14 protein-coding genes and 1 pseudogene are annotated in these 12,377 nt (G+C 38.9%); 6 read left to right on the top strand and 9 right to left on the bottom strand.

The annotated features are described in order from the left end of the window. Nucleotides 1–5: 5 nt before the first annotated feature. On the top strand, nucleotides 6–1,073 hold the full coding sequence (gene aroC, locus CYO89_RS04430) for a chorismate synthase (protein WP_103597277.1): 1,068 nt from the start codon (nucleotides 6–8) through the stop codon (nucleotides 1,071–1,073). A 42-nt stretch (nucleotides 1,074–1,115) separates the two neighbouring features. Here aroC and CYO89_RS10570 read toward each other — a convergent pair. After that, nucleotides 1,116–1,520, bottom strand: a pseudogene (locus CYO89_RS10570) (molybdopterin dinucleotide binding domain-containing protein); the annotation flags it as partial. Nucleotides 1,521–1,635: 115 nt separating this feature from the next. Between CYO89_RS10570 and CYO89_RS04420 the strand changes: the two are divergent. The 5 genes from CYO89_RS04420 to CYO89_RS04400 all read left to right on the top strand — a co-directional run bounded on the left by CYO89_RS04420 (nucleotide 1,636) and on the right by CYO89_RS04400 (nucleotide 7,727). Next, nucleotides 1,636–2,904 carry a DNA repair protein gene (locus CYO89_RS04420; RefSeq protein ID WP_103597276.1) on the top strand — a complete coding sequence of 423 codons (1,269 nt, stop codon included), beginning with the start codon at nucleotides 1,636–1,638 and terminating at the stop codon, nucleotides 2,902–2,904. Further along, nucleotides 2,897–3,226: a YolD-like family protein gene (locus CYO89_RS04415; protein ID WP_103597275.1), complete on the top strand. Its 330-nt coding sequence runs from the start codon at nucleotides 2,897–2,899 to the stop codon at nucleotides 3,224–3,226. The genes CYO89_RS04420 and CYO89_RS04415 overlap by 8 nt, the downstream gene beginning before the upstream one ends. 99 nt (nucleotides 3,227–3,325) lie before the next feature. Further along, the gene (locus CYO89_RS04410; protein ID WP_103597274.1) at nucleotides 3,326–3,856 is read left to right on the top strand and encodes a hypothetical protein; all 531 of its coding nucleotides are present in this window, start codon (nucleotides 3,326–3,328) and stop codon (nucleotides 3,854–3,856) included. A 5-nt stretch (nucleotides 3,857–3,861) separates the two neighbouring features. After that, the gene (locus CYO89_RS04405; RefSeq protein WP_103597273.1) at nucleotides 3,862–5,154 is read left to right on the top strand and encodes a CHASE2 domain-containing protein; all 1,293 of its coding nucleotides are present in this window, start codon (nucleotides 3,862–3,864) and stop codon (nucleotides 5,152–5,154) included. Beyond that, entirely contained in the window at nucleotides 5,151–7,727 is a 2,577-nt protein-coding gene (locus CYO89_RS04400) for a CHAT domain-containing protein (protein ID WP_103597272.1), read from the top strand. Before CYO89_RS04405 ends, CYO89_RS04400 begins: the two co-directional genes overlap by 4 nt. An 87-nt stretch (nucleotides 7,728–7,814) precedes the next feature. On the opposite strand, the gene pyrF is transcribed toward CYO89_RS04400, so the two are convergent. The 8 genes from pyrF to CYO89_RS04360 are packed head-to-tail and all read right to left on the bottom strand — an operon-like array spanning nucleotide 7,815 to nucleotide 12,309. Next, nucleotides 7,815–8,495, bottom strand: a complete 681-nt coding sequence (gene pyrF, locus CYO89_RS04395) for an orotidine-5'-phosphate decarboxylase (protein ID WP_103597271.1) — start codon at nucleotides 8,493–8,495, stop codon at nucleotides 7,815–7,817. Next, nucleotides 8,492–8,887: a transcription antitermination factor NusB gene (gene nusB, locus CYO89_RS04390; RefSeq protein WP_103597270.1), complete on the bottom strand. Its 396-nt coding sequence runs from the start codon at nucleotides 8,885–8,887 to the stop codon at nucleotides 8,492–8,494. Before nusB ends, pyrF begins: the two co-directional genes overlap by 4 nt. A 1-nt stretch (nucleotide 8,888) precedes the next feature. Beyond that, complete coding sequence (gene ribH / locus CYO89_RS04385; RefSeq protein WP_021084559.1) at nucleotides 8,889–9,359, bottom strand: 6,7-dimethyl-8-ribityllumazine synthase; 471 nt, start codon at nucleotides 9,357–9,359, stop codon at nucleotides 8,889–8,891. 60 nt (nucleotides 9,360–9,419) lie between these two features. Next, nucleotides 9,420–9,743 (bottom strand): DMT family transporter, encoded by a 324-nt coding sequence (locus CYO89_RS04380; protein ID WP_004317710.1) that lies wholly within the window; start codon nucleotides 9,741–9,743, stop codon nucleotides 9,420–9,422. Then, entirely contained in the window at nucleotides 9,740–10,069 is a 330-nt protein-coding gene (locus CYO89_RS04375) for a DMT family transporter (protein ID WP_021084512.1), read from the bottom strand. Before CYO89_RS04375 ends, CYO89_RS04380 begins: the two co-directional genes overlap by 4 nt. Nucleotides 10,070–10,073: 4 nt before the next feature. After that, entirely contained in the window at nucleotides 10,074–10,592 is a 519-nt protein-coding gene (locus CYO89_RS04370) for a hypothetical protein (RefSeq protein ID WP_103597269.1), read from the bottom strand. A 15-nt stretch (nucleotides 10,593–10,607) separates the two neighbouring features. After that, nucleotides 10,608–11,408: a 3-deoxy-8-phosphooctulonate synthase gene (kdsA, locus tag CYO89_RS04365; protein ID WP_103558936.1), complete on the bottom strand. Its 801-nt coding sequence runs from the start codon at nucleotides 11,406–11,408 to the stop codon at nucleotides 10,608–10,610. 10 nt (nucleotides 11,409–11,418) lie between these two features. Further along, nucleotides 11,419–12,309 (bottom strand): DMT family transporter, encoded by an 891-nt coding sequence (locus CYO89_RS04360; protein ID WP_021084553.1) that lies wholly within the window; start codon nucleotides 12,307–12,309, stop codon nucleotides 11,419–11,421. Nucleotides 12,310–12,377: the final 68 nt, after the last annotated feature.

Genomic DNA, 12,377 nt, shown 5'->3' with positions numbered 1-12,377 from the left:
AAATTTTGAATACATTTGGCAAAAAACTAACCTTAACTAGCTTTGGCGAGAGCCATGGGGTGGCGATCGGAGGCGTGATAGACGGCCTGCCAGCTGGGATAAAGATCGATGCAGACTTCGTCCAAAGCGAGCTTGATAAGCGTCGTCCTGGGCAAAGCAGCTTCACAACGGCAAGAGATGAGGCCGATAAGATAGAAATTTTTAGCGGCGTTTTTGATGGCATGAGCACCGGCGCACCGATAGGTTTTGCCATTTTTAACAACAACCAAAAGTCAAATGACTATGAAAATTTACGTGAAATTTTCCGCCCTGGGCATGCTGATCTTACCTATTTTAAAAAATATGGCATCAGAGATCACAGAGGTGGCGGGCGTGCGAGTGCGAGAGAGACTGCAGTAAGGGTCGCTGGTGGGGCATTTGCACAGCTACTTTTAAATGAATTTAAGATAGAAGTTTTAAGCGGCGTGCTTGGCATTGGCAAGGTTGTTAGCGACAAGATTGATTTTGCTTTTGCACAAAACTCGCAAATTTACGCCCTTGGCAACGAGGAGGCGATGAAAGAGGCGGTAAATAAAGCTAGAAGCGAGCATGATAGCGTAGGAGCTGTGGTTTTAAGCGTGGCTAAAGGAGTGCCAGCTGGTCTTGGAGAGCCACTTTACGATAGGCTTGATAGCGCTCTAGCGGCGGCCTTAATGGGCATAAACGGAGTAAAAGCCGTAGAGATCGGTGCTGGCGTAAATGTAAGCTCTATGCTTGGCTCAGCAAACAACGATGAGATGGACGAGCTTGGCTTTTTGAGCAACAACGCTGGCGGCATACTTGGTGGCATAAGTAGCGGCGCAGAGATCATACTAAAGAGCCATTTTAAGCCAACGCCTTCGATATTTAAAGAGCAAAAGACGCTAAATTTAGCTGGCGAGGCGGTGGATTTTGAGCTAAGAGGCAGGCATGATCCTTGCATAGGCATACGTGGCAGCGTCGTCGCAACCGCGATGATAAGGCTAGTTCTTGCTGATATGCTCCTACTAAATGCAAGCACGAAGCTTGAAAATTTAAAGAAAATTTACGGCTAAATTTGACTTAGCCCCCAAGCGATGGCTAAATTTCTATAAATTCTACAAAGATTGCAAAATTTTTGGTTTAGAAAACGCAGCGACCAACTTGATCTCACCTTTAAATTTTTCTAAATTTGCTAAGACCCCGCGTCCGCAGTTGCTTTGAGTGGTGCCAGATGTGCCTTTGTCGCAAGTTAGGACATTGACGCAGCCATGCTTGCAAAGGCTCTTTTGCTTAGTACTTCAGGATCATGCCATGCGCCTTCGCAGATGGCGATGATGTGCTCTGGGATCGCGCCGACTAAAATTCGCCCCTGTCGTTAAATACTCTCACCACGTCGCCAGTCGCGATGCCTTTTTCTTGGCTTCATTTAAATTTATAAGCATCGGCTCTTTTGCGCTCAGCTTGGCATAGTTTCTGATTACGGAGTTATTTAGCTGTGAGTGGAGGCGGTATCTTTGGTGCTGGGTCTTTGCACTAAAATTTAGCCTTTTTCTAAAAGATTTTTATTAAAATTTTAAGCCATTTCAAACAAAATTTACAAACTAACTTTTACCAAATTTCATCTATAATCCTCTCATGAAAAATGAAAATCCAAAGAGCAAAATTTACGCCGTTATCGACCTAAAGTCCTTTTACGCCTCGGTTGAGTGCGTCGAGCGTGGGCTTGATCCATTTAAGGCCGATCTAGTCGTGGCTGATGCTAGTCGTGGCAGTGGCGGCATCTGCTTAGCTGTTAGCCCTTCGCTTCGTGCAAAAGGGGTGAAAAACCGCTGCAGGCTCTTTGAGATACCAAGAGATATCAAATTTATCATCGCGCCACCTAGGATGCAGTTTTACATCGACTACGCCGCAAGGATCTATGAAATTTATCTAAAATATGTCTCCAAAGAGGACATCTACGTCTATTCGATCGATGAGTGTTTCATAGACCTCACTTCTTACTTGAAATTTTACGCTCTTGGCGCAAAAGAGATGGCAAAGATGATGATGGATGAGATACTAAAAACGACTGGCGTGACGGCGACTTGTGGCATGGGGACAAATTTATACCTCGCAAAGATCGCGCTTGATATATTAGCAAAGCACCAAGATGACGGCATCGCCTATCTTGACGAAGAGCTTTATAAAAAGCAGCTCTGGACACATCAGCCGCTAAGTGACTTTTGGCGTATCGGTAAGCAAACTAGGCTAAAGCTCGAAAAATGCGGTATCTTTTGCATGAAAGATATCGCAAATGCGCCAAAAAGCCTGCTTGAAAAAATTTTTGGCGTCGATGCTTACATCACGATAGATCACGCTAACGGCATAGAGCCAACGACGATAGCTGAGATAAAGGCCTATAAACCAAGCACAAAGTCCTACTTTAGCTCGGAAATTTTGCCTAGAGACTACGAGCGCTGCGAGGCGGTGATCGTGCTAAAAGAGATGGCTGACAGGCTCGCGCTTAGGCTCATAAACAAAGATGTGAGGGCGAGTGGGCTAACGATAAATGTGAGATTTGCCGATAAGCTCGAGCCTCAGCAACGTGCGAGCGTGAGGTTTAAAACACCAACAAACATCTCAAGCGTGCTGATGAGTGCGGCTGAAGAGTTACTTTTAAACAAGATAAAAAATGCTGGGCTAATCAGGCAAATAAGCATATCGGCAAACGATGTGGTAAAAGAAAATTTGGTTGAGTTTAGCCTATTTGAAGATGACGCCAAAGAAAAAGCGGTGCTAAAGTCGCTAAATTTGATAAAAGAGAAATTTGGTAAAAACTCAATCCTGCGCGCGATCGACCTGCTGCCAGAGGCGACTGGGCAAGATAGAAACAAAAAGATCGGAGGGCACAAGAGCGGTGAGTAAAGATAGGGCGAAAATTTTTAGCTCGTTTAATCCTCTCTCAACATTAGAGCGAGCCTTGCGTCAAAAAGAGCGAGAAAAATGCGAAAAACTAGAGCTTGATGAGAGCAAGATCGATGAAATTTTAAAAAAGATAAGCGAGATAAAGATAGCTGACGAAGTGCGTGTGAGCTACCACAACGGCTTTACTTACGTAAAAACTAGCGGCCTAGTTTCGGATGTAAATTTCAAAGATAAAACCCTCATGATCGTAAAAACTAAGATCAAATTTGAGGATATAAATAGGGTAGAGATAGTAAAGAAACGTAGTGAACTGCAAATTTAATTTATAATATTCAAATTTTATTTCTAATATGTTTATTTAACTAAAAAATCATTTAAATTTGCTATAATTCTTAAACACAAATCAAACAAAGGAATGTCTATGAAAAAAGCTTTTATTTTATCTTTGGTGGCTTCATTATGTTTAGCAAATGTCTATATAAAAACACAAGGCGATGTTATATATACCATAGATGGACAAACAAGCACAAAAACGGAAGTTAAAGATGGCTCTACTATAAAATTTGAAAGTGGAAACGGAAAACTTTTTCTTACCGACACAGTTTCAAATCAAGATATAGAGCTATCAAAGCCTGGGCAAAGTCATACAGCTGAAGTAGCTCAAACTATCTTTGGTGAGATCAAGGCATTTTTTACAGCAAAGGTTGAAGTCGAACAAAAAGGCGCATTTACAAGAGGTGGCGATTGTTTGGTATTTAAAATTTCAATCGACACATTACCTATTAACCAAAATGCCCACACACTAAAATATTATCAGAACGACAAGTTAGTCTATACTTGCAAGGTAGATGAGTGCTTTACACAGAAAAAAATAAAATCAAAACCTGGTGATATTATTCGTATTTTAGATAAGGATGGTTACGACATATATTGTCTAAGAATTGAAAAATAATTCGCATGAAAGCTTTGCGTAAATTTTATTTAGAATTAGTAAAACTTGTTATAGCCATATCAAAAAATAAGTCAGACCTTGTTCAAAAATATGGCAAATTTAAATTTTCACTAATACTCGGTCTAGCTTCAGCTTTTTGGTTCTTTATTTTTAATACTTTTCTATCAAATAACGAATTTGTTAGAAAAAATTTTATCGATACGGCAGACTATGACATTGCCATAAAAACTCATTCATTCATAAAAAGTAGTGACAAATCTCCAAAAATCATAGTTGTCCTTATAGATGAAACATATCTGAAAAAGAAAAATTTATCCAAAGCGGACGAGCCTCTTGCAGCAAATTTTACCCCAAGAGACCTTCTCGCCTCACTTCTTGATGAGCTAGATGCTAGAACGAAAGATCAAGAGCCAAAGGCTGTCTTGTTAGACTATTATTTGGCATATCCAAGTGATATAAAAGGCAAAGTAACCGATGATGATAGACTACTTATAAATGCTTTGAATAAATACTCACAAAGATATAAGATTTATCTTCCTACTCAAAAAAATGAACTATTTCTTGAGCCATATTTAGATAAAAATATCACTTTAATTTCTACAACCATGCATGTAAATTCTGATAATATTACAAGAGGATATGCCAAATTTACATGCAAAAACAATAAAAGTATACCTCACATAGCTGTCGTTTTAAGCAGTGGATATGAAAGCTTTTATTGTGACGACAACAAAAGCTATGATTTTTCACAACTGCTTTCTACAAGAGTACTTTATAAAAGGATCACTAAACTAAAAAACGGATCATTAAAATCAAACTATGAAAACATCTCTATATATTCTGCTGACAAGCTTGCAACCATAAGTGGCTTTAAAGATGCTATCGTGCTTATAGGCTCAGACTACAAAGGCTCTGGAGATATATATCAAACAGCTATTGATGATACTAGGAGTGGAGTATTAGCGTTAAGTGATACTATAACAACAGCATTTAAAATAAAAGAGCTAAAACAACTAGAACCTATCTATTCATTTATTCTCTACTTTTTTATGCTTAGTTCAATTACATTTTTAACACTAAAACTTAGCCCTATAAAATCACAAGGAGTTAGACTAACTCTAGTAACCACTGTAAATTTTGTGATCTTTTTTACTATATCTTTTTTTGGATTATTTTGGGGCTATTATATACCCTGGGCTCTGCCTTTACTTTCTTTTAAAGGGCTAGAGATCATTTTTGCTATTTCCTCATATAAATTTAGACATCAAAAACATCATAAAGTAAGGAGAACTAAATGAAGTTAAACAAAAAAATATCAAGCATAGCCATATCAGCTGCAGTAGCTGGTATTTTAACAGGTTGTGCTGAGCTAGGTATGGTAAAAGATGCAACCATAGTTGCCTTTTCTGGAAAGATAGAACAGTTTAGTGATGACTATGAACGCTTGGCGAAAAACTCAACTAACAGAGACTATGATAGCTTGCTAAGAAATGCACCTACGTTTCTTAAGAGATATGATAAACAACTAGGCAAGGCGTCTTTTTCAAGACTTCACATGTATGAATATTTAGGCTTCGCTTATTCAGAACTAGGAGAATACCAAGAAGCACTAAACTACTACAACAAAATAATAGAAGCCGAAGATGATCCCAATGGGTTTTGGTCACTTCAAGCAAAATGTTATATAGGAAGTGTTTATGCTAGACTAGGTGATTTTGATAGAGGAAGAAAACTTTGCGAAGATGCCTTGAGTATAGCCGAAGATAAATATAAAGGTAATGATCTCGGCATAATAGAGGTCATGCTATCAAGTATAGGCGGTATTTATATGCATGCAAAGAACTTTCAAAAATCGCTTGAATACTCCCTAAAAGCAGCAAATCTGCAGGAAAAAAATTTTGATACTAAAAAAACAAGTGGAATTATGCGGTTGGCTGCGATCTACGTAAATGCTGCTGTTGCTTATACAGAACTAAAAGAGTACAACAATGCTCTTAGCTACCTACAAAGATCGCTCGATCTAACCAATAAATATGCACCAAAAAGTAATTTGCTAATGTATATATATATTAATCTAGCCTATAACTATAAAGAGATGAAAGAGTATGACTCAGCACTAAACTACTATGATAAGGCAATTAATATGATGAATAGAACTTATGGTGTAAATAATCACATCAACTTCGCTGGAGCAAAAAAAGATATCAGTAATATATATGCTGACAAACAAGACTACCAAAAAGCTTATACTTACGCAAAAGAGTCTATGGCGATCTTTGATACTATGAAAAATCAAAATTTTAAATCACTAGATAATGATCAAAAGAAGGCATTTTTGGATGCAAATAAAGAGTTTATGCCTAATTTCTTGGATATTGGCTCAAAAGCAATGCAACAAAGACCAGATATTATAAAAGATATGTATAAAATTTTCATAAACTCAAAAGATTCTTTATTGGATGCTGAAAATTCTATATATATGCTAAGGCAGACTACCACAAACTCTTTTGTAGCTTCAAAAATAGATGAACTAAATGCTCTAAAAAAAGAATATGCTGGCCTTTCAAGACAAAGTTTTGAAGGCGAAGATGAAAAAGAGGCAGAAAAGCTAGAAAAAGAACGTAAAGAAAAGCTAGATCAAACACAAAAAAATATAAAGAATTTAGAATCAGAACTATCTGCTATGTCATCAAATTTCAAAGAGATACTTGACATGAAAAATATAAGTATCCAAGACGTAACTAAATTTTTAAGTCAAGATGAGCTGCTTATAGATATAGGATATTACGATGAAAAATACTATATCTTTAGTGTAGATAAAAATCAAAGAGTAGATCTTATAGTTCTTAGCAAATCTCAAAGTAACGAGATAAATCAAGATATTAAAAAATTTAGAGATGACATAGAACATATAATATCAAGTGAGGAGCAAAGCACTAAAGCTACACAACTTTCAAAAGAGCTCTCTTCAAATATCTACAAAACATTATTTAGTAATATGCCTGCAAGAATAAATAGTTATAAGAATTTAATAATAGCTGCCGATGGTGCCTTACGACTCTTTCCATTTGAAGCACTGCGTGATAATGATGGTTACTTAATAGAAAATAAAAATATAAGGTACATAGCTTCTGCTAAAGAATTTGTAAGAGCACATAAATATAATCAAAGTAGTGCAAAAGAACCTGTAACTATGTTTAGTGATCCAGACTATGATAATGCAGTAGACACAAGCGATAAAACTTCAAGTAGCTCAGATGAGATCGTGCTTACAAGGTCTTTAAGCAAGATGAATTTCTTCACTAGACTAAAAGGTTTTAAAGAAGAAGAAAACGTTATAAAAGCAGTATTTGGCACTAACATAAAAATTTATGATAGAGAAAATGCTAGCGAAAAAAATATGTTTAGTATATCTTCTCCAAAGGTTTTACATATAACTACTCATGGCTTCTTTATCAATGATGAGAAAATCATAGATCCTATGCTAAAGTCAGGCATAGCACTAAGCGGTGCAAATACAAAGGATAAGAGTGGTATAGTAATGGCACTAAGAATGTCTGGTTTAAAATTATCAGGCACGGATATGGTAGTACTTTCAGCTTGCGAAACTGGCGTAGTAGACTCAAAAGATACAAGTGCGGTCGCTGCTTTACCAAAAACATTTATCCAAGCTGGCGCAAAAAATGTAATGATGAGCTTATGGAAAGTTGATGATAAGCAAACTGTAAATCTTATGAGTACCTTTTATGAAGGGCTTAAAGACAAAAACCAACCAAACTATAATGTTCTACTCAAAAACTCAAAAATAGAGATGATAAAACAAAATTTACACCCATATTACTGGGCTGGATTTATTATCAATGGAGAATAAATTTATAAATTTTTAGGGTGTATAAAAATGCACCCTTTTAAAAAATCATAAAAGGGTCAGAGTTAAAAAATTTGTACGCTTTAAATTTTAAATTTGCTCCAAAATGCGTTCGCAAATTTCTCTTGGATTTGCGTTTTCGTAGATAGGTCTGCCAACAACGATAAAGTCGCTGCCCTCTTGCTTTGCGCTAACTAAATTTGCAACCCTCTTTTGATCGCCCGCGCTCTCGCCAAAAGGCCTAACTCCAGGGCAAAGCGTGATAAAATTTTGATTTGTCACATCTTTTATGAGCTTGCTTTCAAAGACCGAGCAGACCATGCCATCAAGCCCCGCTTCAAAGCTCATCTGGCTAAATTTTCTAACCGAGCGTGAAATAGTGTCGTTATAAACCGCTTCAAATTCGCTCTCGCTAAAGCTAGTAAGTGCTGATACAGCAAGCACTAAGGGGCGATTTTGCAGCGAACTAAGACGCTCCATAACGGTTTTCATCGCTCGCTCGCCAGCACTTGCATGCAAATTTATCATATCCACGCCTATCTTTGAGACGACCTCAGCGGCGTCTGCCATCGTGTTTGGGATATCGTAAAGCTTTAGATCAAGAAAGATTTTAAACTCCCCTGCCCCTTTTAGCTCCTCTATAAATTTAGATCCGTCTCTAAGGTAGCTTCTAAGCCCCACTTTCAGCCAAAGATCGAGCCCTTTTAGCTCACGCACGAGGGCTAAATTTTCATCCTTGCTCGCCATATCAAGAGCGACGCAGAGCTTCATAGATCGCCCTTTATTTTATCTAGCACGCCGTTTATAAATTTTGGTGCCTGATCGCTTCCAAGCTCCTTTGCAAGCTCGATCGCCTCGTTTATTATGACAGCTTTATCAGTTTGGCTAAATTTCATCTCATAAAGCCCAAGTCTAAGGATAGCAAGCTCGGTTGCGCCAACCTTGCTAAAGTCGCCGTCTTTTAGGTGCGGTTTTAAAATTTTATCTAGTTTTTCTTTGTTTGCTAACACCTCTTTAAAGGTCTGCTGCGCCTCATTTTTGCGCTCATTTCTTATCTTTTTCTCTTCTAAAAATTCCTCTTCAAACTCCGCAGTTACGGGATTTATCTCATTTGAGTAAAGTAACGAAACTATGGCTTGTCTCACTTGATGACGTGTGGCCATTTTACTCTCCTAGCTTTTTGTATAAATTTAGCATCTCTATAACGCCCGTCATCGCTTCAAAGCCCTTGTTTCCAGCCTTGCTGCCAGCTCTCTCGATCGCTTGCTCGATGTTATCGACTGTTAGCACGCCAAATGTGACTGGTTTTGCGTATTTTAGCGTCACGTTTGCGATGCCTTTGGTAGTCTCAGCACTTACGTAGTCAAAATGCGGCGTTGCGCCTCTTATCACCGCTCCCACGCAGCAAACCGCGTCAAATTTACCGCTTGCGAGCACCTTTTCAAGCGCCATAGGTATCTCAAATGCGCCAGGGACTAGCACTAAAGTTAAATTTTTCTCGTCGCCGCCGTGGCGTAAAAATGCGTCTTTTGCGCCCTCTACCAAGCGGTCTGTGATGATGTGGTTAAACCTTGCGTTTATGATCGCTATCTTTTCGTTGCCTTTTAGGGCTAAATTTCCCTCGATTATTTTCATATTTGCTCCTTTATTTTTTATGCAAGTTTAGCAAAAGCTTGTTTAAAAATAGAACCTTCGTCAAACTATCTTTAGCATGATGACGCTAAAGATGATGAGCGCTAAAAACAAGGCTTTTTTAAAATTTATCTTCTCACCTTCAAAAACTACGCCAACCACGACTGCTCCGATCGCTCCGATGCCTGTCCAGATCGCATACGCCACCGACATAGCGATAGTTTGCATAGCGTAGCTAAGCAGCGTTAAAGAAAGGGCGAAATTTCCAAGCAAAAGGATGAAATTTGCCCATTTTTTTACGCCTGTGCTTTTTGAAAATTTCGTGATAAAAAAGACGCCAGAGACCTCACAACATCCAGCTAGTAAAAGCGCTAAAAAGTGGATCATTCTTTTATGCCTTTTAGCCCAAGCACGCCCAAAATGAGCGTCGCTATGAAAAATAGCCTAATGAAATTTGGCATGATCCCGCTTGCTACGTAGTCGCTAACGATCTCAGCTATGACGATAAAAGCCGTCCCAAAGCCCACAAATACTGCATAAGAGATGCTTACAGGCAGATACTTTAAAGCCTTCATAAACGAAACAAAACTTATGCTCACAAGCAGCGTCGTAAGCAAAAATTCACTTAAATTTGACGCGTGCTTTAGCCCATACGCCCAGCCACACTCAGCCACCGCGCCAAGAAATATCCACAAAAAGCCTCTATTTGACATAAATTTACTTCAAACCTTTTATGGTATCAACGATCTCTTTTACATTTGCGCTAATCGCCTTATTTTCAAAGCTATCATCGTTATTTTGTCCAACTAGCCCCTTTAAATTTCCAAAAACTCCAGGGTTAAATCTTAGCTCGCTAGAGCCATAATGCCTCAAAACTTCGCCATTTCTAACGACTTCTACCTCGTAAGTAAGGTAGATATTGCCCATCCTGTCACTCTTGGCAAAGGTCGCTTCGCCTATAAATTCTCTGCGGTGAGTTATCTTTATCTTTAGTTCGTCGCTTGAGTTAGGATCGAGCAAATTTTCTTTTGTAAGCGCCTCAGTGATTTGCTTGTTATACTTTTTTTCGATCATTTTTGGGCTTTGATAGAAAAATTTTGTCGGCTCGTGGTGCTGCACATGAGTGTAGCTAATGCCCTCAAATTTATACTTGCCAGTAAGTGGCACCTTAGGCTGAGATGAGCCACAACCTACTAAAAACAACACTCCCAAAAGTAGCGCTAAAATCCTTTTCATACCTCTCTCCTTAGTTTAAAAATTTAAAATTTCCTCTATCTTTAGCGTGTCACTTACGACTTTTTCAAGCTCGTCTAAATTTAGCATATTTGGTCCGTCACATAGCGCCTCGCAAGGGTTTATGTGCGTCTCATAGAAAAATCCATCCACCCCAACGCTAGCCGCTGCTCTTGCAAGATAAGGCACAAACCTAGCATCTCCGCCGCTTTTTTCGCCAAGTGCGCTTGGCATCTGCACGCTGTGGGTCGCGTCAAAAATGACTGGCGCAAATTCTCTCATCATCACCAAATTTCTCATATCAACGACTAAATTTCCATATCCAAAGGTGCTACCTCGCTCGGTTAGCCAGACGCCATTTGCCTTTGCGACCTCGTATCCATCGCCGCTAATACCTCTTGTTTCAAGCACCTTTTTAACAGAGTGTTTCATAGCAGATGCCGCTAAAAACTGCCCTTTTTTGATATTTACGACCGCTTTTGTCTTAGCAGCTGCTACAAGAAGGTCAGTCTGACGGCACAAAAATGCAGGGATTTGCAGCACATCAGCCACTTCGCCAACTGGCTGAGCTTGATAGCTCTCGTGGATATCGGTTAAAATTTTAAAGCCAAATTCTTTTTTTACCTCAGCTAAAATTTCACAACCCTTTTCTAGCCCAGGGCCGCGAAATGAGCTAATGCTCGTGCGATTTGCCTTGTCAAAGCTCGACTTAAAGTAAAAATCAAGCTTTGGATTTTCATTAAATTTAACCAACCTTTTTGCCACTTCAAAAACAAGCTCCTTGCTCTCTATCACGCAAGGTCCAGCGATTAAGATCATTTTTTCTCCTTTATTTTTCTTTAACAACTAAAATTCCACTCACCACAACAAGCACGATACCTGCGAGCGCTAGGTGATTTGGCAACGCATCGCCCATAAAATAGCCAATTATAAGCGTAAAAATGACGTCTGCGTAGCTAACCGCAGCGATCACGCCAGCTTTTTTGCCAACCGCAAATGCCTTTGTCATAAACGCCTGAAAATAGTAGCCACTAAGCCCCATTAGCAAGATAAACACGACGTTGTGCCAGCTTGGCATAGCAAATTTAGAAAATAAAAAATCAAGAGGCTCATAGGTGAAAAACTCAGCCATCCCCATGCAAATAAGCGGCAAAAACGAGCCCCAAAGCATGAAGCTTAGCACGATCACGTTTGTGCCGTAGCTCTTGTTTAGCTCCTTGACACTCGTGTAGGCAATAGCCGCTCCAAGGCCGCTCCAAATGCCGATGATATCGGTTTTATTGATACCTAAATTTGGCTGGATAACAAGCAAAATTCCACCAAATCCCAAAAAGACAGCAAACCAGCCAAGCGAGCTTAGCCGCTCCTTAAACACGATAGCTGCGAGAATGGCTGTAAATATCGGGTTTGTCTTTTGAAATGTAAAGGCTGTGGCTAAATTTACGTGCGCGACGTTATAAAAAAAGGCAAAAAGCGCCACCGTGCCCACAAAACCGCGAAACATCAGCAAGAAAAAGTGCCCGCCAGTTTGTTTAAATGGAAATTTATAGATGGCGTAGATGACGATGAAAAGTCCGATCAAATTTCTAAAAAAAACAACTTCGATAGAAGGCATATCTTTGCTCAGATACTTCGCAAATGCGCCAGTTACGGCAAACATAAAGCAAGCAAAGAGCATATAAAAAATGCCAAGATGTGAAATATAAAACCTTTTTAACATCGCAAAACCTCTAAATTTAAAGCACTCATTTTAATAAAAAATGGCTTAAATTTTGGTTGATTTTTTCT

Source organism: Campylobacter concisus, assembly GCF_002913765.1.
GTDB classification, from domain to species: domain Bacteria; phylum Campylobacterota; class Campylobacteria; order Campylobacterales; family Campylobacteraceae; genus Campylobacter_A; species Campylobacter_A concisus_BB.
The sequence above is the reverse complement of the archived record's forward strand: the minus strand, read 5'-3'. Positions and strand labels throughout refer to the sequence as shown.

What these genes read in the sequence shown, in the direction of transcription:
- nusB (WP_103597270.1), bottom strand. Translation starts at nt 8,887, where the DNA reads ATGGCCACACGTCATCAAGTGAGACAAGCCATAGTTTCGTTACTTTAC.
- kdsA (WP_103558936.1), bottom strand. Translation starts at nt 11,408, where the DNA reads ATGATCTTAATCGCTGGACCTTGCGTGATAGAGAGCAAGGAGCTTGTT.
- ribH (WP_021084559.1), bottom strand. Translation starts at nt 9,359, where the DNA reads ATGAAAATAATCGAGGGAAATTTAGCCCTAAAAGGCAACGAAAAGATA.
- pyrF (WP_103597271.1), bottom strand. Translation starts at nt 8,495, where the DNA reads ATGAAGCTCTGCGTCGCTCTTGATATGGCGAGCAAGGATGAAAATTTA.
- CYO89_RS04360 (WP_021084553.1), bottom strand. Translation starts at nt 12,309, where the DNA reads ATGTTAAAAAGGTTTTATATTTCACATCTTGGCATTTTTTATATGCTC.
- CYO89_RS04375 (WP_021084512.1), bottom strand. Translation starts at nt 10,069, where the DNA reads ATGTCAAATAGAGGCTTTTTGTGGATATTTCTTGGCGCGGTGGCTGAG.
- CYO89_RS04380 (WP_004317710.1), bottom strand. Translation starts at nt 9,743, where the DNA reads ATGATCCACTTTTTAGCGCTTTTACTAGCTGGATGTTGTGAGGTCTCT.
- CYO89_RS04400 (WP_103597272.1), top strand. Translation starts at nt 5,151, where the DNA reads ATGAAGTTAAACAAAAAAATATCAAGCATAGCCATATCAGCTGCAGTA.
- CYO89_RS04420 (WP_103597276.1), top strand. Translation starts at nt 1,636, where the DNA reads ATGAAAAATGAAAATCCAAAGAGCAAAATTTACGCCGTTATCGACCTA.
- CYO89_RS04410 (WP_103597274.1), top strand. Translation starts at nt 3,326, where the DNA reads ATGAAAAAAGCTTTTATTTTATCTTTGGTGGCTTCATTATGTTTAGCA.
- CYO89_RS04405 (WP_103597273.1), top strand. Translation starts at nt 3,862, where the DNA reads ATGAAAGCTTTGCGTAAATTTTATTTAGAATTAGTAAAACTTGTTATA.
- CYO89_RS04370 (WP_103597269.1), bottom strand. Translation starts at nt 10,592, where the DNA reads ATGAAAAGGATTTTAGCGCTACTTTTGGGAGTGTTGTTTTTAGTAGGT.